At 68.8% G+C, this 22364-nt stretch carries 22 protein-coding genes; 12 read left to right on the plus strand and 10 right to left on the minus strand.

Going from position 1 to position 22364, the window contains the following annotated elements:
- Together AC6EI8_RS06565 and phaZ are read left to right on the plus strand one after the other, a co-directional pair.
- Window positions 1-1293, plus strand: a complete 1293-nt coding sequence (locus AC6EI8_RS06565; RefSeq protein ID WP_498381565.1) for a PA0069 family radical SAM protein — start codon at window positions 1-3, stop codon at window positions 1291-1293.
- A 119-nt stretch (window positions 1294-1412) separates the two neighbouring features.
- Window positions 1413-2636: a polyhydroxyalkanoate depolymerase gene (gene phaZ / locus AC6EI8_RS06570; RefSeq protein ID WP_149317906.1), complete on the plus strand. Its 1224-nt coding sequence runs from the start codon at window positions 1413-1415 to the stop codon at window positions 2634-2636.
- 4 nt (window positions 2637-2640) lie between these two features.
- On the opposite strand, the gene AC6EI8_RS06575 is transcribed toward phaZ, so the two are convergent.
- The 3 genes from AC6EI8_RS06575 to AC6EI8_RS06585 all read right to left on the minus strand — a co-directional run bounded on the left by AC6EI8_RS06575 (window position 2641) and on the right by AC6EI8_RS06585 (window position 4167).
- Window positions 2641-2859 (minus strand): hypothetical protein, encoded by a 219-nt coding sequence (locus tag AC6EI8_RS06575; RefSeq protein WP_226108258.1) that lies wholly within the window; start codon window positions 2857-2859, stop codon window positions 2641-2643.
- Between the two features lie 314 nt (window positions 2860-3173).
- A complete protein-coding gene (locus tag AC6EI8_RS06580) occupies window positions 3174-3611 on the minus strand; it encodes a TM2 domain-containing protein (RefSeq protein ID WP_149317908.1) in 438 nt (145 codons plus the stop codon).
- Between the two features lie 421 nt (window positions 3612-4032).
- Window positions 4033-4167, minus strand: coding sequence for a hypothetical protein (locus tag AC6EI8_RS06585; RefSeq protein ID WP_265633504.1), 135 nt, complete (start codon window positions 4165-4167; stop codon window positions 4033-4035).
- 27 nt (window positions 4168-4194) lie between these two features.
- Between AC6EI8_RS06585 and AC6EI8_RS06590 the strand changes: the two genes are divergently transcribed.
- Entirely contained in the window at window positions 4195-4584 is a 390-nt protein-coding gene (locus AC6EI8_RS06590) for a hypothetical protein (RefSeq protein ID WP_498381566.1), read from the plus strand.
- An 18-nt stretch (window positions 4585-4602) separates the two neighbouring features.
- Here AC6EI8_RS06590 and AC6EI8_RS06595 read toward each other — a convergent pair whose 3' ends face one another.
- The gene (locus tag AC6EI8_RS06595) at window positions 4603-5007 is read right to left on the minus strand and encodes a hypothetical protein (protein ID WP_150084140.1); all 405 of its coding nucleotides are present in this window, start codon (window positions 5005-5007) and stop codon (window positions 4603-4605) included.
- Window positions 5008-5206: 199 nt separating this feature from the next.
- The gene (locus tag AC6EI8_RS06600) at window positions 5207-6322 is read right to left on the minus strand and encodes a PQQ-dependent sugar dehydrogenase (RefSeq protein WP_370639566.1); all 1116 of its coding nucleotides are present in this window, start codon (window positions 6320-6322) and stop codon (window positions 5207-5209) included.
- A gap of 164 nt (window positions 6323-6486) precedes the next feature.
- Here AC6EI8_RS06600 and rpsP point away from each other — a divergent pair, with 164 nt between their 5' ends.
- The 4 genes from rpsP to rplS all read left to right on the plus strand — a co-directional run bounded on the left by rpsP (window position 6487) and on the right by rplS (window position 8815).
- Window positions 6487-6741 carry a 30S ribosomal protein S16 gene (gene rpsP, locus AC6EI8_RS06605; RefSeq protein WP_149317913.1) on the plus strand — a complete coding sequence of 85 codons (255 nt, stop codon included), beginning with the start codon at window positions 6487-6489 and terminating at the stop codon, window positions 6739-6741.
- Between the two features lie 28 nt (window positions 6742-6769).
- Complete coding sequence (gene rimM, locus AC6EI8_RS06610; protein ID WP_265632145.1) at window positions 6770-7462, plus strand: ribosome maturation factor RimM; 693 nt, start codon at window positions 6770-6772, stop codon at window positions 7460-7462.
- A 69-nt stretch (window positions 7463-7531) separates the two neighbouring features.
- Window positions 7532-8350, plus strand: coding sequence for a tRNA (guanosine(37)-N1)-methyltransferase TrmD (gene trmD, locus AC6EI8_RS06615; protein ID WP_498381567.1), 819 nt, complete (start codon window positions 7532-7534; stop codon window positions 8348-8350).
- 75 nt (window positions 8351-8425) lie between these two features.
- Entirely contained in the window at window positions 8426-8815 is a 390-nt protein-coding gene (gene rplS, locus AC6EI8_RS06620) for a 50S ribosomal protein L19 (protein WP_053821338.1), read from the plus strand.
- 58 nt (window positions 8816-8873) lie between these two features.
- Here rplS and AC6EI8_RS06625 read toward each other — a convergent pair whose 3' ends face one another.
- Window positions 8874-9020, minus strand: coding sequence for a hypothetical protein (locus AC6EI8_RS06625; RefSeq protein WP_498381568.1), 147 nt, complete (start codon window positions 9018-9020; stop codon window positions 8874-8876).
- A gap of 70 nt (window positions 9021-9090) precedes the next feature.
- Between AC6EI8_RS06625 and AC6EI8_RS06630 the strand changes: the two genes are divergently transcribed.
- Window positions 9091-9771: a CoA pyrophosphatase gene (locus AC6EI8_RS06630; protein WP_149317917.1), complete on the plus strand. Its 681-nt coding sequence runs from the start codon at window positions 9091-9093 to the stop codon at window positions 9769-9771.
- Window positions 9772-9805: 34 nt separating this feature from the next.
- Here AC6EI8_RS06630 and AC6EI8_RS06635 read toward each other — a convergent pair whose 3' ends face one another.
- Window positions 9806-10690, minus strand: coding sequence for a sulfurtransferase (locus AC6EI8_RS06635; RefSeq protein ID WP_226108254.1), 885 nt, complete (start codon window positions 10688-10690; stop codon window positions 9806-9808).
- A gap of 483 nt (window positions 10691-11173) precedes the next feature.
- Between AC6EI8_RS06635 and dnaE the strand changes: the two genes are divergently transcribed.
- Window positions 11174-14686, plus strand: coding sequence for a DNA polymerase III subunit alpha (gene dnaE / locus AC6EI8_RS06640; protein ID WP_149317919.1), 3513 nt, complete (start codon window positions 11174-11176; stop codon window positions 14684-14686).
- A 165-nt stretch (window positions 14687-14851) separates the two neighbouring features.
- Here the strand turns inward: dnaE and AC6EI8_RS06645 are convergent, their stop codons facing one another.
- Window positions 14852-15895 carry a glycosyltransferase gene (locus tag AC6EI8_RS06645; RefSeq protein WP_498381569.1) on the minus strand — a complete coding sequence of 348 codons (1044 nt, stop codon included), beginning with the start codon at window positions 15893-15895 and terminating at the stop codon, window positions 14852-14854.
- Between the two features lie 312 nt (window positions 15896-16207).
- On the opposite strand from AC6EI8_RS06645, the gene AC6EI8_RS06650 reads away from it, so the two are divergent.
- On the plus strand, window positions 16208-17485 hold the full coding sequence (locus AC6EI8_RS06650; RefSeq protein WP_498381570.1) for an O-antigen ligase family protein: 1278 nt from the start codon (window positions 16208-16210) through the stop codon (window positions 17483-17485).
- A gap of 87 nt (window positions 17486-17572) precedes the next feature.
- On the opposite strand, the gene AC6EI8_RS06655 is transcribed toward AC6EI8_RS06650, so the two are convergent.
- Both AC6EI8_RS06655 and AC6EI8_RS06660 read right to left on the minus strand, forming a co-directional pair.
- Window positions 17573-18616, minus strand: coding sequence for a glycosyltransferase family 4 protein (locus AC6EI8_RS06655; protein WP_265632153.1), 1044 nt, complete (start codon window positions 18614-18616; stop codon window positions 17573-17575).
- Window positions 18617-18671: 55 nt separating this feature from the next.
- Entirely contained in the window at window positions 18672-19430 is a 759-nt protein-coding gene (locus AC6EI8_RS06660) for a glycosyltransferase family 2 protein (RefSeq protein ID WP_498381571.1), read from the minus strand.
- Between the two features lie 233 nt (window positions 19431-19663).
- Between AC6EI8_RS06660 and msbA the strand changes: the two genes are divergently transcribed.
- Together msbA and AC6EI8_RS06670 are read left to right on the plus strand one after the other, a co-directional pair.
- Window positions 19664-21388, plus strand: coding sequence for a lipid A export permease/ATP-binding protein MsbA (gene msbA, locus AC6EI8_RS06665; protein WP_226108249.1), 1725 nt, complete (start codon window positions 19664-19666; stop codon window positions 21386-21388).
- A gap of 171 nt (window positions 21389-21559) precedes the next feature.
- On the plus strand, window positions 21560-22210 hold the full coding sequence (locus AC6EI8_RS06670) for a peroxidase-related enzyme (RefSeq protein WP_262484917.1): 651 nt from the start codon (window positions 21560-21562) through the stop codon (window positions 22208-22210).
- Window positions 22211-22364 lie beyond the last annotated feature (154 nt).

The raw sequence follows: 22364 nt of genomic DNA on the forward strand, positions 1-22364 counted from the left end.
ATGAGGGACATTGAGCGCAAGGGGCGCCACCTCGGCCCCCGCGAAGCGGAGTTGCCGGCGGATGACATCCACGGGGAGCCGGCGCCGCTGCGGCCGGCGCCACGGCCGCTGAAGGGCCGCGGCGCGGTCAGCAATCTGCAGGGGCGCTTCGAGCGCGATACCCGCGAGCCCTTCGACGACGGCTGGGGTCCGCCGGACACCGCGGGACAGGACGATGCGGCGCGCGCAGAGGACAGGGACACGCAGGCCAGGGACATGGAGCGCAGCGAAGGCGCCGCCTTGGAGTCCGCGCCGCCGAAGCTGATCACCCGCGTCACGCAGGAGCAGGCGCGCTCCATCCTCAGCCGCAATGCCTCGCCGGATATTCCGTTCGGCGTTTCGCTGAACCCCTACCGCGGTTGCGAGCACGGCTGCATCTATTGCTTCGCCCGGCCGACGCACGCCTATCTCGACCTGTCTCCGGGGCTGGATTTCGAGACGCAGCTGTTCGCCAAGGCCAATGCGGCCGAGCGGCTGCGGGAGGCGCTGTCGCGGCCGTCCTACCAATGCGAGCTGATCGCGCTTGGCGTCAACACCGACGCCTATCAGCCGATCGAACGGACCCAGCGCATCACGCGCGGCGTGCTGGAGGTGCTGCACGAATGCCACCATCCGGTGGCGCTGATCACCAAGTCGTCGCTGATCGAGCGCGACATCGATCTGCTGGCGCCGATGGCCGCCCGCCGCCTCGCAGTGGCCGCGATCACGATCACCACGCTCGATGCCGACATCGCGCGCACGCTGGAGCCGCGCGCCGCCACGCCGTCGCGGCGGCTGCGCACGATCCGTACGCTGTCGGAAGCGGGTATTCCCGTCGCGGTCAGCGTCGCGCCGGTGATTCCCTTCATCACCGAGCCGGACCTGGAGCGGGTGCTCGAGGCCGCGCGCGAGGCGGGGGCAGTCTATGCCAACTACATCGTGCTGCGGCTGCCGTGGGAGGTAGCGCCCCTGTTCCAGCAATGGCTGGTGGCGCATTTCCCCGACCGGGCCGAGCGCGTGATGAATCGCGTTCGCGAGATGCGCGGCGGCAAGGATTACGATTCCGATTTCTCCACGCGCATGCGCGGTACCGGCGTCTGGGCCGACCTGATGCGCCAGCGCTTCCACAAGGCGGCCGATCGCCTGGGCTTTCGCTACCACCGCTTCGATCTGGACACGTCGCAATTCGTCCCGCCCGCGCCGCCGGCCGGCGTGCGAAGCGGCGCGCGCGGTGCCCGCAAACCCGAGGACGACGCGCAAGGTTCGCTGTTCTGAACTTGCGGGTTTGTACAAGTCCGGCGCGCTGTCCATAATGGCGGTTCGATCCGCCGCGCACGCCGCCGCGGTTGGCGCACTCGCGCCCCCGACCGCCTCGGCGTCGCCATGGGGAAGCCATGATCCATCTGATGCAGCAGGGCGGCCGCGCAGCCTTCGATCCGGTCGTGATGTGGGGCGAACTGACCCAGCAGGCGCTCGCCGCCGGGCCATACCCGCTGGCCGCGGCGTCGCACCGCCGCCGCTTCGAGCACTACTACCGCTGGTTCCAGGCCTGGCTGGGGCCGTTCGGCACGGCGCGCTTCGAGTTCGATGACATCGAGGCCGATGGCGTGCGGATGCCGGTCAGCGAAAGCACCGTGTCGGTGACGCCGTTCTGCACGCTGCGGGCGTTCCAGAGTCCACCACGAACCCGTCGCAAGCCGCGCCCGCGCGTGCTGCTGTGCGCGCCGCTGGCCGGACATCGAGCGGTGCTGATGCGCGATACCGTGGCCGCGCTGCTGCCGCATGCGGACGTCTACGTCACCGACTGGGCCGATGCGCGCGACGTACCGCGCGACGCCGGCAGCTTCGGCCTCGACGATTACGTGCTGCTGGTGGAGCGTTTCATCCGGCTGCTCGATCCGGCCGGGCTGCATGTGCTGGCGGTCTGCCAGGCGACGGTGCCGGCGCTGGCCGCGGTCTCGCGCGTGGCGCAGGCCGATCGCGCCGAGCCGGCGACGCTGACGCTGATGGGCGGGCCGATCGATCCGCGGCTCGGTCCGACCACGCTCGATCGCGTCGCGGCCACGTTGTCGCTGCCGTGGCTCGAGGCGACCGCGATCGACGTGGTACCAAGCGGTTATGCCGGCGCGGGGCGGCGCATCTATCCGGGCTTCCTGCAATATCCGGCGCTGGTCGCGGCGCAGCCGGATCGCCACGCGACGCTGATGTTCGACTGGCTATGCCGGCGCCAGGCGGCCGATGCCGATACCGCGCGCGAGATCGAGCGCGCGGTCGCGCAATACGGTGCCGTGCTCGACATGACCGCGGAATTCTTCTTCGACACGTTGCGCGTGGTGTTCCAGCAGATGCTGCTGCCCAAGGGGATGTGGCGGGTCGGCGGCGAGATGGTGCGTCCCGACTGCCTGCGGCGCACCCGGCTGCTGACGGTCGAGGGCGATCGCGACGATATTTCGGGACCGGGACAGACGCATGCGGCGCAGGGGCTGTGCAGCGGCCTGCCGACGCGATGCCGCGAACGGCTGACGATCGAGCGCTGCGACCACTATGGTTTGTTCAGCGGCGCACGCTGGCGCGAGACGGTGCATCCCGCCGTGCGCCGCTGGCTGGAGGCGGCCTAGCCGGTTACCGGTTGGGCCGGACAGCGTTCGCCGTGGCAGGGGGCCGCACACCGCCCGGCCGCACGGGGCCTGTCGCCGGCGATCGCGGGGCCATCTCGTCGTCCATCATCCTGCAGGCCAGATCCAGCGCGGCGACGGCATCGTCGTGCGACAGGCCGGACGCGCGCATCAATCCGACGGTCAAGGCGGCCACCCGGCCCACTTCATAGCTGGGAACGTTCATGTCCACTCCTGGAATTCGACCGACCGGTCGCGCACTGCCGGCGAAGCGCCGCGGCGCGCGACGTTGGAAACAACCGGTTCAGTATGGTTGACGAACGCCGGAATGGGGTTGACGTGGATCAGGAAATCGAAGGGCGCACTCGGGGTGAACGTACCCGCAGCGTACCCCGCGGCGTGTCAGCGGCGGCCCGACGTATTTGTCGCCGCAGCTGACTTCGGCGCCTGAAGGCGGCGGGCTGATTGCGACAGCTGACTTCGGCGTCTGATTTCGGCAGCTGATTGCGACAGCGGATTCCGTCGGCTGCTTTCAGCCGCTTATTGCGACAACTCGCGTGCCGCTTCCACCTGCGACTCGAAGAAGGTCTGGAAGCTGATGGCCAGCCCCGCCATCAACAGGCCGGTGCCGATCAGCAGCGACAGGATCACCAGGATTACGACCGGCCAGCCGGAGCGGGTCGGTTCGCCATCCGGATTGAAGCGCGCGTCCCAGCGCTCGTCCGGCCGCAGCCCGTAGACGATCGCCGCCAGGAACGCACTGATCACCGAGGCGCCGCCCGCCACCGCGAAGGTCCAGTTCAGCGCGGGCGCGCCGACGTGCAGCACCATCGAGGCGATGCCCAGCGCGCCGGCCAGCGTGGCAAGCAGGTGCAGCCAGCCATAGCGGTCGCGCAGGCCGCCGAGATAGAAGCGGTGCGCGCCGAGGCTGCCGAGCAGAAAAGCCAGCGCCACGGTCAGCAGCTTCGACTTGCGCATCGGTGCGCGATCCGTGCCGGCGGCGGCGGGGGAGGCTGACGTGACGGGCGAAGCAGAGGACGGAGCGGCGGACATGGGCGTGAACGTGGGAAGGGAAAACCTGCCGGAAGGCGACCGGGATCGGAACCAAACCCAGCACCGAGATCAGCATCGAAATCAGCACCGGAATCAGCACCGGAATCAGCACCGGAATCAGCACCGGAATCAGCACCGGAATCAGCACCGGAATCAGCACCGGAACAGCGGCCGAGACTGCGACCGGACCATACGATGGAAGCGGGCAGTGCAGCGCACATTGTACGCCGCACCGCCCGCTTCGATGACCCAGTTGAAGGTCGGCGGATCGTGGCTTTCGATCGCCGGCCGGGGGCGCTGGTGCAAAACCTGCGATGTCCTGTCTTGCAGCAGCGTCCGATTGCCGTCAGCGCGGCGCGTTCGACACGACGCCCAGCAGGACGCCGAGATTGGTTTCGCCGTACAGCACGGCGGCCAGAATTCCCATGAACAGCACGGTCAGAGTGAGCTGGCCCGCGTGTCGAGCCAGGTCGGTCAGCATGGATAGCATACGAACCTCGTCGGTTGGTTGGACGAAGGCCGCGCCCATCGCGACACGATCCGAAGGAAAGGGCATGTCAGTGTGCGTTTGCCGCCTGCGATCGACGGCACGCTGCTGAACACCGGTCAGCGCCGGGCGGCAGCCAGGTGGCGGCGCAGCTTCTGCCGCCACGAGCTATTTGACCTTGCAAAGGAGGGGAAAGTTCCGGCGCGGGCTTCTGACGCCATCGCGATCGGCGAAGGCGCTTGCCAGCCGCCGCAACGGGAGACGGCGAACGGCGGCGACGAACGGCAAAGCGCGAACGGCAAAGGGCGAACGGCAAAGGGCGAACGGCAGCAGCAAGCCTGCGACGGGCCGCGCGACAAAAACGCGCGACGGCAAGCGTCATCGCAGCGCCGTCGCCGTTTCAAACGATAAAGCGGGGAAGTATCCGGACTAGCGGGTGGTTTCCCGACCCGAACCTTGCCAGCCCGGTCCGACATTGGCGGGGCGGTTGTCGCCGGACACGCTGCTGCCGTTCTGCGCGCTGCGCTCGGAAGTCTGGGTACGTTCGGGCGCGCCGCGGTCGCTGGGCGGGTTGGGGCGCCCGTTCAGCCGGCTGTCGGCGCGTGCTCGGGCTTCCATCCGCTCGATCTGCGCACGCACATGGTCCGGGCTCTCGGCACGCATCACGGTGCGCTCCATGCCGGTCGGCAGCAGCCGCGCCCCGAAGCCGTCCCGCATGTCGGCGCCCTGCCGCGACCAGCCGCCCTGAGCATGGCTCAGGGCCGCAAGGCCGAGCACCGACGCCACCAGCACGGTGGCGGCCGCGGCGTCGCGCAGGAGAGAGCGGAAAAGCATGCGGAATCCCAGAGCCTTCGCTTGCTGTCGTTGTCGAGAAGATTGGGATCATGGTACGCAGCGCTGCCAGCAGGCGCCTATGCCAATCCCGTTACCGGTGTAACGGATTGTTTCGCTTGCGAATGCGGTCTGTTCTCATCTTCGGCGACGCCTGCGCGAGCGTTGCCCGAGGCGGTGCGCGGGCGGTCGCCGCGCGTCGCTAGGGCGCATAGCGGATGCGGTAGATCGCGCCGGCCATATCGTCGCTGACCAGCAACGAACCGTCGGGCGCGACCTCGACATCGGCGGGTCTGCCCCACGGTTGACCGTCCTGCAGCCAGCCCTGGGCGAACACCTCCTGCCTGACCGCCTTGCCGCTGTCGTCGAGCACCACGCGCGTGATGCGATAACCGATGCGCTCGCTGCGGTTCCAGCTGCCGTGCTCCGCAATGAAGATGTTGTTGCGATATTCGGCGGGGAACTGCGTGCCGGTGTAGAAGCGCATGCCCAGCGCCGCCACGTGCGGACCGAGCCGGGCCACCGGTGGCTCGAACGACGAGCAGGGCCGCTGCTTGCCGAATTCGGGATCGCGCAGGTCGCCGGCGTGGCAATACGGAAAGCCGAAGTGCATGCCCGCGCGCGGGGCCCGGTTCAGTTCGTCGGGCGGCTGGTCGTCGCCGAGCCAGTCGCGGCCGTTGTCGGTGAACCACAGCTCGCCTGTGGTCGGGTGCCAGTCGAAGCCGACCGTGTTGCGCACGCCCTTGGCCACGACCTGCAGGTCCGAGCCATCCGGCTTCATCTTCATCACGTTGGCGTAGCGGCCCTCGTCGCGCGCGCAGACATTGCACGGCGCGCCGATCGGCACGTACAGGTAGCCGTCGGGGCCGAAGGCGATGAAGCGTCCGCCGTGGTGGGTCTCGCTGGGCAGCTGGTTGTTGATGACGACCGGCTTGGGCGGGTTGGACAGGCGCTGTTCGATGCCGTCCAGGCGCAGGATGCGCGAGACCGAGGAGGTATAGAGCGCGCCGTCGCGCCAGGCCACGCCGATCGGCAGCGTCAGGCCGCTGGCGACGGTGTGGACCACCGGCTTGCCGCTCAGCGGCGCCTGTACCGCGTAGACCTTGCCGGCGCCGCGGCTGCCGACGTACAGTGTGCCGCCCGGCGAAAAGGTCATGCCGCGCGCTTCCGGCACGGCGTCGGTCAGCCGCTCGATGCGAAAGCCCGGCGGCAGCTGGATCTGCTCGAGCGATTCGGCGTGCGCGGCTGGCGTGATCGCCTGGGACAGCAGGGCGGCAAGCCCGGCCAGGACGGTGGAAAAGTGACTAAGGTAGCGCACGACCCCTCCTGCGTTTGGTGTTTTTGCCACGATGCCGAGGCGTGACGCGGCCGTCAATTGGCCTGCCCCGCCGTCGGCTACCCTAAGTGTTTGTTTGGCCTCAGTATTTGGGCTATACTCTTGCGTTTCGTGTTCGCACACCCCGTTTTTCGAGGAATTCACCCATGGTCGTAATCCGTCTGGCCCGTGGCGGCAGCAAGAAGCGCCCGTTCTTCAATATCGTTGCAGCCGACTCGCGCAACCGCCGCGACGGCCGTTTCATCGAGCGTATCGGCTTCTACAACCCGCTGGCTTCGCAAGGCGAAGAAGGTCTGCGCCTGGCGCAAGACCGCCTGACCTACTGGCAAGGCGTTGGCGCCCAACTGTCGCCGACCGTTGCCCGTCTGGTCAAGCAGAACGCCGCCAAGGCCGCTGCCTGATTTACGCTGCCGCTACCGGTAGTCTGCCGTGACCACGTCCGCGCGCGGCGCGCAACGGCGGCCGTTGAACGTGCCGCCCGGCGCCACCGGGCCCGGAACAGGGACCGGCACGCCACGCGAGGCCCGCATCCCGGCCGCGCTGGTGTATGGGCAGGCCCTGCCCGACGACCTGATCGAGGTCGGCTATGTCGCCGCAGCCTATGGCGTGCGCGGCTGGATCAAGGTCCAGCCCCATGCGCAGGATGCCGGCGCCTTGCTGCATGCGCGGCGCTGGTGGCTGCTGCAGCCCGAGGCTCCGGCTTCGCGGCCGGTGGCCCAGTCGGCGGCCCGCGACGCGGGGCCGCTGTGCCTGAAGATCGCGCAGTCGCGCGAGCATAGCGGCACGGTGGTGGCGCAGGCGTCCGGTGTGGCGGACCGCAATCTGGCCGAGGCGCTCAAGGGGCGTCGCGTCTGGATCCGGCGCGAGGATTTCCCCGCGCCCGAAGAGAACGAGTTTTACTGGGTCGATCTGATCGGCTGCACGGTGAGCAACGAGCAGGGCGAAGCCCTGGGCGAAGTCGCCGGGCTGATCGACAACGGCGCCCACCAGATCCTGCAGGTTGCCTACGCGCTGCCGGACGGCAAGCCCGGCGAGCGTCTGATTCCCTTCGTCGACGCCTATCTGCGGCACGTCGATATCGAGGCGCGGCGCATCGTGGTGGACTGGGGGCTGGACTACTAGCCGCCGCAGCAAAAGCAGCAACCGCAGCAAGGCAAGGCAACGGCAGGCAACGGAACAGGAGTGAGACCGATGCAGTTCGACGTGATCACGCTGTTCCCGGAGATGTTCCGCGCGCTGACCGACTGGGGCATCACCAGCCGGGCCGCCAAGCAGCAGCGCTATACGCTGCGCAGCTGGAATCCGCGGGACTTCACCACGGACAACTACCGCACCATCGACGACCGTCCCTATGGGGGCGGACCGGGCATGGTGATGCTGGCCAGGCCGCTGGAGGACGCGATCGACGCCGCCGTCGCGGCGCAGGCCGATGCCTTTGCCGGTGCCGGTGCCGATGCAGGTACCGGCGACGGTGTCAGCGCCTCTCACGTGGTGCTGATGTCGCCGCAGGGCGCGCCGCTGACGCACGCCAAGGTGGTCGAGCTGGCGCAGCGTCCCGGTCTGGTGCTGATCTGTGGCCGCTACGAGGCGATCGACCAGCGCCTGATCGACCGTCGCGTCGACGAGGAAATCAGCCTCGGCGATTTCGTGCTGTCGGGCGGCGAGCTGCCGGCGATGGCGCTGATCGACGCGGTGGTGCGTCTGCTGCCCGGCGTGCTGGGCGACGCGCAGTCGGCGGTGCAGGACAGCTTCGTCAACGGGCTGCTCGATTGTCCGCATTACACGCGGCCCGAGGAATACGAAGGCATGCGGGTCCCCGAGATACTGCTCGGCGGCCATCATGCCGAGATCGAAAAATGGCGGCGCCACCAGGCGCTGGCCAATACGGCGCGCAAGCGGCCCGACCTGATCGAGTCCGCGCGCCGCCAAGGTTTGCTGACCAAGGCCGACGAGAAATTCCTGTCGGAGTGGGCGGCGAAGGAAGGGCGGGGGCAAGCCTCCGCCAGTTGAAACCCCATCCTCTGTCGGGGCCGCGCCAGGAGGCGAGGCATGCAACGCCGTCACGATGGCACAGGAGAAGAAACGATGAACATCATCGAGCAGATCGAGAAGGAAGAGATCGCGCGTCTGACCGCGAACAAGACCATCCCCGCATTCGCGCCGGGCGACACCGTTGTCGTCAACGTGAACGTGGTCGAAGGCAACCGCAAGCGCGTGCAGGCCTACGAAGGCGTGGTGATCGCCAAGCGCAACCGTGGCCTGAATTCGTCCTTCATCGTGCGCAAGATCTCGTCGGGTGAGGGCGTGGAGCGTACGTTCCAGCTGTACTCGCCGCTGATCGCCGGCATCGAAGTCAAGCGCCGCGGCGATGTGCGCCGCGCCAAGCTGTACTATCTGCGCCAGCGTTCGGGCAAGTCCGCTCGCATCAAGGAAAAGCTCGTCACCAAGGCCTCCAAGGTCGCGGCTGCCGAGTAAGACGCAGCGCCTGGCCGGCACGCCGGCCGGAGCGATGGACGGGGTTCGCGCTCCGTCTTCAAGGGCACCTTCGGGTGCCCTTTTTGCATGGTGGCCGCAGGATGACGGCATGGGGCATGCGTGCGGCCAGCATGCCGAGCCCGCTGCATACGCCAAGCACGCCGAGCACGCCGAGCCAGCCGAGCACGCCGAACATGCCCGGCATGCCGGACGCGCCTCGCATGCCGCCGGCCCCGCCGATGCCCCGCGGCGAGGTCTGTCATACTTGTGCCGCTATGCGCCCCGCCTTCGATCCCGAATCGCTGCCGATCGTCTCGGTCGACAGCCAGCACCCACCGCTTTCCGAGCCGCGCCTGCGGCCCGACTTCATCCGCCATCGCTTCCTGACTCCGCCGGCCTGGCAGCCGGAGCTGACCGACGAGTCGCGCGCCTACGACCCCAAGCAGAGCCTGCGCGACGCCGCGGTGCTGGTGCCGCTGGTGCAGCGCGCCGACGGCCTGACCGTGCTGCTGACGCAGCGCAATGCGAACCTGAGCGCCCACGCGGGGCAGATCAGCTTTCCGGGCGGCCGCTGGGAGCCCGAGGACATCAATCGGGTCGCCACCGCGCTGCGGGAAACGGAGGAAGAGATCGGGCTGGACCGGGATTACGTCGAGGTGCTGGGCGCGCTGCCGGACTACATCACCGGCACGGGCTTCCATGTCAGTCCGGTGGTAGGCCTGGTGCGCGACGGCTTCGCGCTGCGCCCCGATGCGCGCGAGGTGGCCGATGTGTTCGAGGTGCCGCTGGCCTTCCTGATGGACCCGTCGCACCACCAGCGGCGGCTGTTCCGCTGGGTCGACGGCGAGCGGATGTTCTATGCGATGCCGTATCCGCGCGAAGGCGGGGGACATCGCTTCATCTGGGGTGCGACCGCGGGCATGCTGCGCAATCTGTACCACCTGCTGGCGGCCTAGCGCAGCCGCATCCCTGACGACGGCGAGGCGTCGATCAGGCCTGCGCCGCTTTCCCTTCCTGCTTCGATTCGGACTCGCCCTGCGCCGCGCGCTGCGAATGGCAGTGCGGGCAGCTGACGCCGACCACATAGTGCGGGCTCTGCTGCTCCTCCGGCGTGACCACCGCACGGCAGGCAAAGCACTGCTTGGGTCCGGCCGGTTGCAGCTCGGGATTGAGCGCGGTGCGGTAGTCGAAGACGAAGCAGTCGCCGCGATAGTGGCTCCCGCCGACCTCCTCGAAGTACTTCAGGATGCCGCCCTCGAGCTGATAGACGCGCTCGATGCCGGCCTGCTGCATGTGGATCGCGCCCTTCTCGCAGCGGATGCCGCCGGTGCAGAACGACACCACGGTCTTGCCGGCGAACTCGTCCTTGTGCTCCTCCACCACCGCCGGGAAGTCGCTGAACTTCTGCAGCCCGTAGTCGACCGCCTGCTCGAAGGTGCCGACCGCGACCTCGAAGGCGTTGCGCGTGTCGAGCATCACCACCGGCCGGCCTTCGTCGTCATGGCCCTGGTCGAGCCAGCGCTTGAGGTCGGCAGGGCGCACCGACGGCGCGCGGCCTTCCTCGGGCCGGATCAGCGGCATCTTCATCGTGATGATCTCGCGCTTGATCCGCACCAGCATCCGCTTGAACGGCTGGGTCTCCGACAGGCTCTCCTTCGGCTCCAGATCGGCGAAGCGCGGATCGGCGCGCAGCCAGCCCACCACATCGTCGATGCCTTCGCGGCTGCCCGCCAGGAACAGGTTGATCCCTTCCGGGGCGAGCAGCACGGTGCCCTTGAGCGCGGCCGCCTCGCAGCGCTCGCGCAAGGCGGCGCGCAGCGTCTCGATGTCGTTCAGCGTGACGAACTTGTAGGCGGAAATATTGACGATCTGCATGGACTGCGGAGCACGGCGTGGCGGGATGGGGCGCGTGCGGGGATCGGTCCGCGCGTCGCGCGGCGCCGTGGGCATCGCGTGCCGCCATGACTGCCTGATGGGAAACACGAAATTATAGCGGGTCGGCCCGGCGCGCGGGATCGCGCCCGACCACCGCCCCCAGCCACAGCCCCCAGCCACAGCCCCCAGCCACAGCCCCCAGCCACAGCACCCAGCCACAGCACCCACCCACAGCACCCACCCACAGCACCCACCCACAGCACCCACCCACCGCACGCAGCCACCGCACCCAGCCACCGCACGCAGCCACCGCACCCAGCCACCGCACCCAGCCACCGCGCCCGACCACCGCACCCTGCCACCGTGCCCGACACCGCCGCCCGCCTCGCACCGCCATCGCCTCGCCATCGCCTGGCGTGCCGCAGCGGATTTCGTCGCCCCCCGGCGGCCCGGCCGCGAGCTCGCGCCGGTACAATGGCGCCCATGTCTTCGCCCCGCTTCGTACATCTCCGCCTCCATTCCGAATACTCGATCGTCGACGGCATCGTCCGCCTCGAGGATGCGGTCAAGGCCGCCGCCGCCGACGGCATGGGCGCGCTTGCGCTGACCGACCTCGCCAACGCCTTCGGCCTGATCCGCTTCTACAAGGAGGCGCGCGGCGGTGGCGTCAAGCCCATCGTCGGCGCCGACGTCTGGCTGACCAACGCCGACGATCGCGACAAGCCCGCGCGCATGCTGCTGCTGGTGCAGGACCGGCGCGGCTATCTGAACCTGTGCGTGCTGCTGTCGCGCGCCTGGCTGTCGAACCAGTACCGCGGCCGCGCCGAGCTCGAGCCGGCCTGGCTCGAGGAACCCGGCGAGGACGGCCTGCCGCTGTCGACGGGCCTGATCGCGCTGTCCGGCGCGATGGGCGGCGACGTCGGCCAGGCGCTGGCCAACGGCAACGACGCCGCCGCGCAGCGTGCCGCCCGGCACTGGGCCACGGTCTTCCCGCAGCGCTATTACATCGAGCTGCAGCGCGCCGGCCATCCGGGCACCGAGGCCTATGTGCAACGCGCGGTGCAGCTGGCCGCGGCGCTGCAGCTGCCGGTGGTCGCGACGCATCCGGTGCAGTTCATGACCCCCGACGACCATACCGCGCACGAGGCGCGCGTCTGTATCGCCGAGGGCGAGCTGCTGGCCAATCCGCGCCGTGTGCGCCGCTTCACCACCGACCAGTATTTCAAGACGCAGGACGAGATGTGCGCGCTGTTCGCCGACATCCCGTCCGCGCTCGAGAATGCGGTGCAGATCGCGCGCCGCTGCAACCTGACGCTCGAGCTCGGCAAGCCGCGCCTGCCGCTGTTCCCGACGCCGGACGGCATGTCGCTTGACGACTATCTCGTGCACATGTCGAAGGAGGGGCTGGAGCGCCGTCTGGAGGTGCTGTTCCCCGACGAGGCGACGCGCGAAGCCAGGCGCCCCGAGTACTACGCGCGGCTGGAGTTCGAGACCGGCATCATCATCAAGATGGGGTTCCCCGGCTACTTCCTGATCGTGGCGGACTTCATCAACTGGGCCAAGAACAACGGCGTGCCGGTCGGCCCCGGCCGCGGCTCGGGTGCCGGCTCGCTGGTCGCCTACGCGCTCGGCATCACCGACCTCGATCCGCTCAAGTACGCGCTGCTGTTCGAGCGTTTCCTGAATCCGGAGCGGGTGTCGATGCCCGACTTCGATATCGACTTCTGCCAGCACGGCCGCGATCGCGTGATCCAGTACGTCAAGGAGAAGTACGGCAAGGACGCGGTGTCGCAGATCGCCACCTTCGGCACCATGGCCGCCAAGGCCGCGGTGCGCGACGTCGGCCGCGTGCTCGACCTGGGCTACAACTTCGTCGACGGCGTGGCCAAGCTGATCCCGTTCAAGCCGGGCAAGCTGGTGACGATCGAGGAGGCCAAGAAGGAAGAGCCGCTGCTGACGGAGCGCGAGAACAACGAAGAGGAAGTGCGCCAGCTGCTCGAACTGGCGCAGCGCGTCGAAGGCATGACGCGCAACGTCGGCATGCACGCCGGCGGCGTGCTGATCGCGCCGGGCAAGCTGACCGACTTCTGCCCGCTGTACACGCAGGGCGGCCAGAACGACGGCATGAGCGGCGTGGTCAGCCAGTACGACAAGGACGACGTCGAGGCGGCGGGCCTGGTCAAGTTCGACTTTCTGGGCCTGACCACGCTGACCATCCTCGACTGGGCCGAGCGCTACATCCGCCGGCTCGATCCGGGCAAGGCCGACTGGAACTGCAGCCAGATTCCGCTCGACGATCCGGCCGCCTTCGACATCCTCAAGTCAGCCAACACGGTGGCGGTGTTCCAGCTGGAAAGCCGCGGCATGCAGGGCATGCTCAAGGACGCCAAGCCCGACCGCTTCGAGGACATCATCGCGCTGGTGTCGCTGTACCGCCCCGGCCCGATGGACCTGATCCCCAGCTTCTGCGCGCGCAAGCACGGCCGCGAGAAGGTGGAATATCCGGACCCGCGCGTCGAACCCGTCCTGAAAGAGACCTACGGCATCATGGTCTATCAGGAGCAGGTGATGCAGATGGCGCAGATCATCGGCGGCTACTCGCTCGGCGGTGCCGACCTGCTGCGCCGCGCGATGGGCAAGAAGAAGCCCGAGGAGATGGCCAAGCATCGCGAGCTGTTCCGCGAGGGCGCCGCGAAGAACGGGCTGTCGGCCGACAAGGCCGACGAGATCTTCGACCTGATGGAGAAGTTCGCCGGCTACGGCTTCAACAAGTCGCACGCGGCCGCCTATGCCTTGCTGGCGTACTACACGGCCTGGCTGAAGGCGCACCATCCGGCCGAATTCATGGCGGCCAACATGTCGCTGGCGATGGACGACACCGACAAGGTCAAGATCCTCTACGAGGATTGCCGCGCCAACGGGCTGCGCGTGCTGCCGCCGGACGTCAACGCCAGCGAATACCGCTTCGCGCCGACCGATGCCAAGACGATCCGCTACGGCCTGGGCGGCATCAAGGGTTCCGGCCAGGGCGCGATCGAGGACATCCTGCGCGCGCGCGAGGAACGGCCGTTCACCGACCTGTTCGACTTCTGCGAGCGCGTCGACCGCCGCCAGGTCAACCGCCGCACGATCGAGGCGCTGATCCGCGCCGGCGCCTTCGACACGCTGCATCCGAACCGCGCCCAGCTGCTGGCCTCGGTGCCGCGCGCGATGGAGGCCGCGGAGCAGAAGGCCGAGTCGGCCAACCAGGTGTCGCTGTTCGACCTGATGGCCGACGACGGCGATGCGCACCGCCCGGAGCTGATCGACGAGCCGGCCTGGACGCCGAAGCGGATGCTGCAGGAGGAAAAGCAGGCGCTCGGCTACTACTTCTCCGGCCACCTGTTCGACGCCTATCGCGACGAGGTGCGGCGGTTCGTCAAGGGCACGCTGGCGTCGCTGGAAAAGGAAGTGCAGGGCAACGGCGGCGGCTACGGTCGCGATGTGCGCGGCAAGATGGTCGCCGGCGTGATCACCGGCATCCGCACGCAGATGACGCAGCGCGGCAAGATGCTGATCGTGCTGCTCGACGACGGCACCGGGCAGATCGAGATGACGGTGTTCAACGAGCTGTTCGACGCCAACCGGCACATGTTCCGCGAGGACGAACTGCTGATCGCGCAGGGCAATGCCCGCCACGACACCTTCACCGGCGGGGTGCGCTTCACCGCGGAAACCGTGATGGACCTGACCACCGCGCGGATCCGCAACGCGCGCGCGCTGAAGCTGTCGCTGAACGGCAATTCGTCGACCGCGATGCTGCGCGAGCTGCTGACCCCGCATCTGGCCGCGTCGGCGGGCAGCCCCGGGCTGCCGGTCTGCATCCAGTACGCCAGCGCCTCGGCGGTCTGCGAGGCGGTGCTGGGCCAGGCGTGGCAGGTGGTGCCGTCGGACGACACGCTGGCGGCGTTGCGGGCGGCGCTGTCGCCGGAGTGTGTCAGTACGCTGTACGAGTGAGGCAGGGAGGCTTCAGTCGCCGAGCTGTCGCTGCCCTGGCTTTCGCGACAACGCCCGTTATCGGCCCCCTCTCCCGCTTGCGGGAGGGAGTAGGGGGAGAGGGCATAGGGCGGTGCGACCAGACCGCTGGTTTGGCAAGCGCCTGCTTGCCTCTCCCCCAGCCCCTCAGCCCTTCATTCCCTTCACCATATTCCCCAGCGCGAAAAACGGCGCATACACGCCCGGGCAGGCCGCATAGAGGAACATCCGCAGCCGGTGGCCCAGCCGCACGTCGCGCGCGCCGAGCAGCAGCTGCAGGCGCTCGCCGGTGCTGGTGGCGGCGAAGATGTCACGCGTGAAGGTCTCGCGCGCCAGCTTGGCCGCCTTGTGGCGGCGCATCGCGTCGCCGGCCCCGGCCAGTTCGGCGTCCTGGATGAACTGCAGCGTCTCGGCCAGCGAGCTGCGGTTGGTCAGCTGGATGCGCTTGACGAAGTCCGCCGGCGTGCGCCATTTGCGCTTGCCCGAGACGCCGCCGCGGCGATAGCGCACCAGCGGCCGGCGCAGCGTGATGGCGCCGCCGCCGAGCACCGCGCGCAGCGTGGTGATCTGGTCTTCGGAAATCATGCCTGGAGCGATCGGGCCGAAGCGTTCGAATTGCCGGCGCGTCCAGGTATGCGAGGCGCCGATGACGACCGGCGGTTCGGCCATCCAGCGCGCCACGCCGTCATAGATGCCCAGCTCGCTGTGCGCGATGGTGCCGTGGTCGGCCCCTTCGTAGTCCATGTCGATCAGGTCGGTGGCGATCAGGTCCGGCTTGCGGCCGTGCGCCAGCCACGCCTGCGCGACCTCGCGGCAGCGCGTCGGCAGCGAGATATCGTCGCCGGCGGCGACGAAGATCAGCTCGCCGTGCGACAGCTCGACCAGCTGGCTCAGATGCCCGCTGATGCCGAGGTTGACCGGATTGCGCCGCAGCGTGACCCGGTGCGGGCCGGCATAGCCCTGCAGGGCGCGCTGGGCGGCGGCGAAGGTGTCGTCGGTCGAGGCATCGTCCGAGACGATGATCTCCAGGTCCGGATAGTCCTGCGCGAGCGCGCCGGCGATCGCGTCGGCGATGAAGCGTTGCTGGTTGTAGGTGATCAGCAGCAGGGTCGCGGACGGCCACGCGCCGTCCCGCGCATTCGCCGTGTCTGCCGCCTCCCGCACATCGCCGCCATTCGCCGTACCGCTCATCCTCGCTTCCTCTCTTGTTGCCGAATCGTTGTTGCCGAACCGTCGTTGCCGAACTGTCGTTGCCGCTCGTTGCCGGACACCCGTTTCCGAACACCCGTTGCCGAATACATGCCCCCCAGCGGGCACGGCCGAACGATACCATGCCGCCCTGGCACCCCCTCGCAGGGAGGGGGCCCCAGGGGGGCAACGGTATAATGCGCCGCGTGGCGCGCCCCCGGCGCTGCCATGGTTGCCTCAGATGGCGGCCCCTGTTTCCGGCTCATGGCCAATGTGCCCGCCAACGCCGTTCCGGCGCCGATCCGTATTTCATCCATGAGCATCGATCGTCTGTCCATCGGTGTCGCGGCGACTGCCGCGGCACTGTCCCCTGTGCTGATGCTGACCCTGCAGGGCGGCACCGGCTACTGCTTCTTCGTCGTGCTGGCCTTCAGCCTGCTGTGGCTGAGCCAGGCCGAGAATCGCCGCCAGAGCCGCGAACTGCTGCTGCGCTACAAGTGGTACGTCGTCGCGATGACGGCCTATCCGCTGGCGATCGGCCTGCAGGCGCTGCTGACCGGCGAGGTGCCGTCACGCGCCTTCGATTCGCCGTCGCGGCTGCTGCTGTCCGTGCCGATCTTCCTGTTGCTGGCCGCGGTGCCGGCCGAGCGGCTGCGGCCGTTTCAATGGGGCTGCGTGATCGGCGCGCTGGGCGCGTGCTTCTGGTCCGTGCTGATCCTGTTCTCCCCCGCCGAGTGGGTGATGTCCGGCCGCGCCGGCAATCCGTTCACCAATCCGATTCCGTTCGGCGACACCGCGCTGGTGCTTGGCTTCATGGGCGCGATTCCGCTGGCCGAACGCGGCCGCCCGCGCTGGGAGCAGGTCTTCCGCCTGCTCGGCCTGGCCGCCGGCTGCTACGCCTCCTATGCGTCGGAGAGCCGCGGCGGCTGGATCGCCATTCCGGTGATGCTGTGGGTCCTGCTGTGCCGCTTCGACCTGGCGCGCATGCGCCCGCGCCGGCTGATGCTGGTGTTCGCCGCGTCGCTGACGCTGGGGGCGATGGCGGCCCTGAACACGCCGGTGGTGCAGAGCCGCATCGCCGCCGCGACGTCGGACTTCGAGCGGCTGGCGCACGGCGATGCCGATACCTCGATCGGCCTGCGGCTGCAGCTGTGGCAGGCGGCCTGGACGCTGTTCGAGCGCGAGCCGGCGCTGGGCGTCGGCAAGGGCACGCTGAAGGAGAGCCTGCAGGTGCTGGCCGAGCGCGGCGAGGCCTCGCCGGCGATCATCCATCCGCACGCGCACAACGAGCTGTTCTCGACGCTGGCGGAGATGGGGCTGCTGGGCCTGGCGGTGCTGCTGCTGCTGTACTACGGCTCGACGGTCTATTTCTGGCGCCATCGCCATTCGCCCGATCCCGACATCGCCACCGCGGCCGCGATGGGCCTGGTGCTGACGCTGGGCACGGTGGTGTTCGGGCTGACCATCGACGTCTTCACGCTGGTGATGAACACCGCCTTCTTCGGACTGACCTCGGCGACGCTGCTCGGCATCATCGCCAATCGCACGCGGCAGCTGGAACTCGCATCCGCGGCAGCAGCGCGGCCGCGCTGATGGGACGTAACGGGAAGGTCGGGTCCCGGCGATCCGCAGCAGCGCATCCAGATGCGCGGCCGCGCTGAGCGGACGTAACGGAGAAGGTCAGGCCCCGGCGAGCCGCAGCAGCGCATCCAGATGCGCGGCCGGTTCGGGGTTGTAGCGCAGATGCCGGCGCGGCTCGGCGATCCGCGCGCCGCCATCCTTCGACCAGGCCACGGCCTCGCGCATGACGGCGGCAATCGCCGCCACGTCGCTGCGCGGGAAGCGCCGCGCCACCGCATCGTCCATCACCTCGAGGCAGGCGATATTGTCGGCCAGCAGCACCGGCGTGCCGCACAGCACCGATTCGATGCCGACCAGCCCGAACGGCTCGTAGCTGGACGCCAGCACGGTGAAATCGGCGGCGGCATAGAGCTCGGCCATGTTGGCGCAATAGCCCAGTTCGCGCACGCCCGGCAGGGTCCTGCCGACCGGCCGGCCGGCGACGGCCAGCGTCGCGTCGAGGCCGCTGTCGGCCAGCGCGCGGGCCAGCACGTCGAGCCCCTTGCGGGAATGATCCGAGGACGGAAACAGGAAGACCGGCGTGTCGCCGAAACCGAAGCGCCGGCGCAATGCCGCGCGCGCGGCATCGTCGACCGGCTGGAAGCGCGCGGTATCGACCGGCGGATAGAGCAGGGCGAGCCGGTCGGCCGGCACGCCATACAGCTCGGCCAGTTCGTCGGCCATCAACTGCGAATGCGCGACCACGTGGCGCGCGGCCGCGTAGTGGCGCGACTCCAGTTCGATCTGGCGCCGGTCCCAGAAGGTCGGCGCGCGTCCGGATGCGCGCAGGTAGCCGCGATGGGTGCCGCCGCAGATCGCCAGGTCGGCGCCTACCACGCGGTTGCAGCCGATCAGCAGATCGCAGTGGCGGTGCGCGTCGCGCATGCCCCAGGAGAACGCGGTGTCGCGCATCTTGCCGGGCAGCCAGCGCACGCGCACCAGATGCCGGTCGACCTGCCCGTACTCGGGGATGTCGCCGTCGAAGCGGCGCGCGAACACGGCGGGACGCTCGCCGCGCGCGATCAGGCCGCGCGCCAGGTCCAGCGCATAGCGTTCGAAGCCGCCGCCCTTGCCGAAGCGGTTGCAGGAGATGCCGATCTTCATGGACACGGATATCGGGACGGGAGGAAAGCCACGGTCATGGGGCGCCGCCGGCCGCTCATTGGCCGCCGGCCTGCTGCCGGCCCAGGTACCACAGCTTCAGGTATTTGTAGTAGCTCGCCTGCGCGTTCATCAGCGCGACGCCGAAGCCTTCGGCGCCGTCGAGAATGCTGCGGCGGAGCAGCCAGGTCCGCAGGAAGGCCCACAGGCCGTGGCCCGCGGCGGCCAGCGGCGACGAGCGCTTGCCGCGGCTGAAGGCCTGGCGCGCGCCGGCCGACGAATAGCTGTCGATCTTGCGCAGCACGTCGGAGTAGTCGCGATAGCTGTAGTGCGTCAGCGGTTCGCGCAGCCGGCCGAGCCGGCCCTGCACGATCAGGCTCTCGTGCACCAGCGCGTCGCTGAAGCGGCCGTGGCCGCGGCGCACCAGCCGCGTCACGTAATCGGGATACCAGCCGCCATGGCGGATGAAGCGGCCGCAGAACTGCGACAGCCGCGGCATCTCGTAGCCGTCGGCGCTGTCGCTGGCGATCGCGGCGAGGATCTCGTCGCGCAGCGCGGGGCTGACGCGCTCGTCCGCATCGATGCTGAGGATCCAGTCGCCGGTGGCGGCGTCCACCGCGCGGTTCTTCTGCGGACCGAAGCCGGGCCAGTCCTCGGTCTGGATCACGCGCGCGCCCATGTCCCGGGCAATTGCCGGGGTGGCGTCCGCGCTCATGCAATCCACTATAATCGCCTCGTCACACCACTTCACGCTCTCCAGACAGGCCTGGATATTGTGGGCTTCGTTGCGGGTGATGATGACGACGGAGAGTTTCATTGACGTGGTCGTATGGCCTGCTGTATTGACGCGACCGAGCCGCGATCCGACCGCAATCGGCACGGTATCGCCCCGGTCGAGCGCGGCGCCATTGTACCCCGGCCCCTGCCGGCCTCTGCGCCGGGCCGACCGCGCCGGCGCCCGCTTCCGGTCTTCGGCCCGGGCTCACCGGCGCCTCTGATTATTCCGAAGGAGTGTTCTTGTCCCGCCCATCGACGCCAGGTGTGCAAACCATGCCCGCCCGACTCTGGTCCTACCTGCGCCCGGAGTTGCGCATCTTCATCGCCGCCATCGTCGCGATGGCCGTCGTGGCCGCCAGCGAAGGGGTGATCCCCAAGGTCGTCAACGATCTGCTGGACAAGGGCTTCGGCGGCGACTACGCCGGCAAGCTGTGGCATGTGCCGGCGATCCTGACCGGCGTCGCGCTGATCCGCGGCTTGGCGCAGTTCGCCTCCGGCTACCTGCTGAGCCTGATCTCCAACCGCGTGCTGCTGAAGATGCGGCTGCAGATGTTCGAGCGCATGCTGCATGTGCCGGCGATGTTCTTCCATCGCAATACCGCGGCGTCGCTGATCAATGCGGTGATCTTCGAGGTCAACCAGGTGCTGCAGATCCTGACCAGCGTGTTCATCACGCTGGTGCGCGATTCGCTGACGGTGGTCGCGCTGTTGATCTACCTGTTCTACACGAACTGGCGGCTGACGCTGATCGTCGCGGTGATCCTGCCGGTGATCGGCTACCTGATGTCGAAGATCAACCGGCGCCTGCGCAAGCTCAACCGCGAGCACCAGACGCTGACCAACAGCGCCGCCTATGTCGTCGAGGAAGCGGCGGGCGGCTTCAAGGTGGTCAAGCTGCACGGCGGCGAGACCTACGAGCTGGCGCGCTTTCGCGCGATGGCCGAGCGGCTGAAGAACTATTCGATGCGGATGGCGGTAGCGGGCGGGCTGAACCAGCCGGTCACCGCGTTTCTAGCCGCGCTGGCGCTGTCGGTGATCATCACCATCGCGATGGTGCAGGCGCAGGGCAACCAGACCACCATCGGCGGCTTCACCGGCTTCGTGATGGCGATGCTGCTGCTGATCTCGCCGCTGAAGCACCTGACCGACATCAACCAGCCGCTGACGCGCGGCATGACCGCCGCCGAAATGATCTTCCGGCTGATCGACGAGCCGGTGGAGCCGCAGCAGGGCGGGCTGCCGCTGGACCGCGCGCGCGGCGAGCTGGTGTTCGAGCGCGTCGGCTTCCGCTATGGCGACGCCGGGCGCCCGGCGCTGCAGGACGTGTCGCTGCAGGTCAGCCCGGGCGAGGTGCTGGCGCTGGTCGGCCCGTCCGGCAGCGGCAAGACCACGCTGGTCAACCTGGTGCCGCGCTTCTTCGACCCGACCGAAGGGCGCATCCTGCTCGACGGCCAGCCGCTCGATGCGCTGGCGTTGAAGGACCTGCGCCGCCAGATCGCCTTCGTCAGCCAGGACGTGGTGCTGTTCAACGACACCGTCGCCGCCAACGTGGCCTACGGCGTGCACTCGGCCGACCAGATCGACATGGCGCGGGTCGAACGCGCGCTCGAGGCCGCCTACCTGACCGACGTGGTCAAGGGGCTGCCCGAGGGTTTGCAGACCAATATCGGCGACAACGGCATGAAGCTGTCGGGCGGCCAGCGCCAGCGCCTGGCGATCGCGCGCGCGCTGTACAAGGACGCGCCGATCCTGATCCTGGACGAGGCCACCTCGGCGCTGGATTCGGAGTCCGAGCGCCAGGTCCAGGCCGCGCTGGAATCGCTGATGGTCGGCCGTACCACGCTGGTGATCGCGCACCGCCTGTCGACCATCGAGAACGCCGACCGCATCGCGGTGCTGGATCAGGGACGCATCGCCGAGCACGGCACCCATGCCGAGCTGCTGGCCGCGAACGGGCTGTACGCCGGGCTGCACCGGATCCAGTTCGCGACGCAGTAAGCCCGCCGCGGGGGGCGCCGTGCCGCGGTGCGATTCGGTGCGGTGCGGTGCGCCACCGGCCGGCCTCGCTTGGCGTGCCGCCGTGGCTGGCCGATACTGTGGCATGCCTCGCGCGCCGCGCGACGGCCATGCCGGCGGACGGATGGACCGGAATCAACCGAGGAGACCACGATGAGCGAATCGCAGCAAGGCCGTGCCGCGCAGGGCGCGGCAGCCGGCAAGTCCGGCGGCAGTGTCGACAGCAAGCCGATCAGCCGCTATCCGGTGCCGACGCTGGAGCAGGTTCCGGACGATATCCGCGAGCGCATCCTGGCGGTGCAGGAGAAGGCCGGCTTCGTTCCCAACGTCTTTCTCGCGCTGGCGCACCGGCCAGCCGAGTTCCGCGCCTTCTTCGCCTATCACGACGCGCTGATGGACAAGGAGGGCGGGCTGACCAAGGGCGAGCGCGAGATGATCGTGGTCGCCACCTCCGGCGTCAATCAGTGCCTGTATTGCGTGGTCGCGCACGGCGCGATCCTGCGCATCTACGAGAAGAAGCCGCTGCTGGCCGACCAGGTCGCGGTCAACTACCGCAAGGCCGACCTGCCGCCGCGCCAGCGCGCGATGCTCGATTTCGCGATGAAGGTCTGCCAGGCCTCGCACGAGATCGACGAATCCGATTTCGAGGCGCTGCGCCCGCACGGCTTCTCCGACGAGGACGCGTGGGACATCGCCGCCATCACCGCCTTCTTCGGCCTGTCCAACCGGATGGCCAACACCATCGGCATGCGTCCCAACGACGAGTTCTTCCTGATGGGACGTGTGCCGAAGGCCAAGCCGTAATCCGGTGCCGGGACCGGCCGTCTCGCCCGCGGACGGCGGATGCCGTCCGCTCCCGACCTGCAAGGAGATTGCATGCCAAGGATCGTCGACCGATCGCGTCTCACCTCGCTTCTTTCCGCGCTTCGTTACCCGCTGCTGCCTCGCCTGACCCGCA

The sequence above is a fragment of the Cupriavidus sp. R6-3 genome (genome assembly GCF_059772245.1).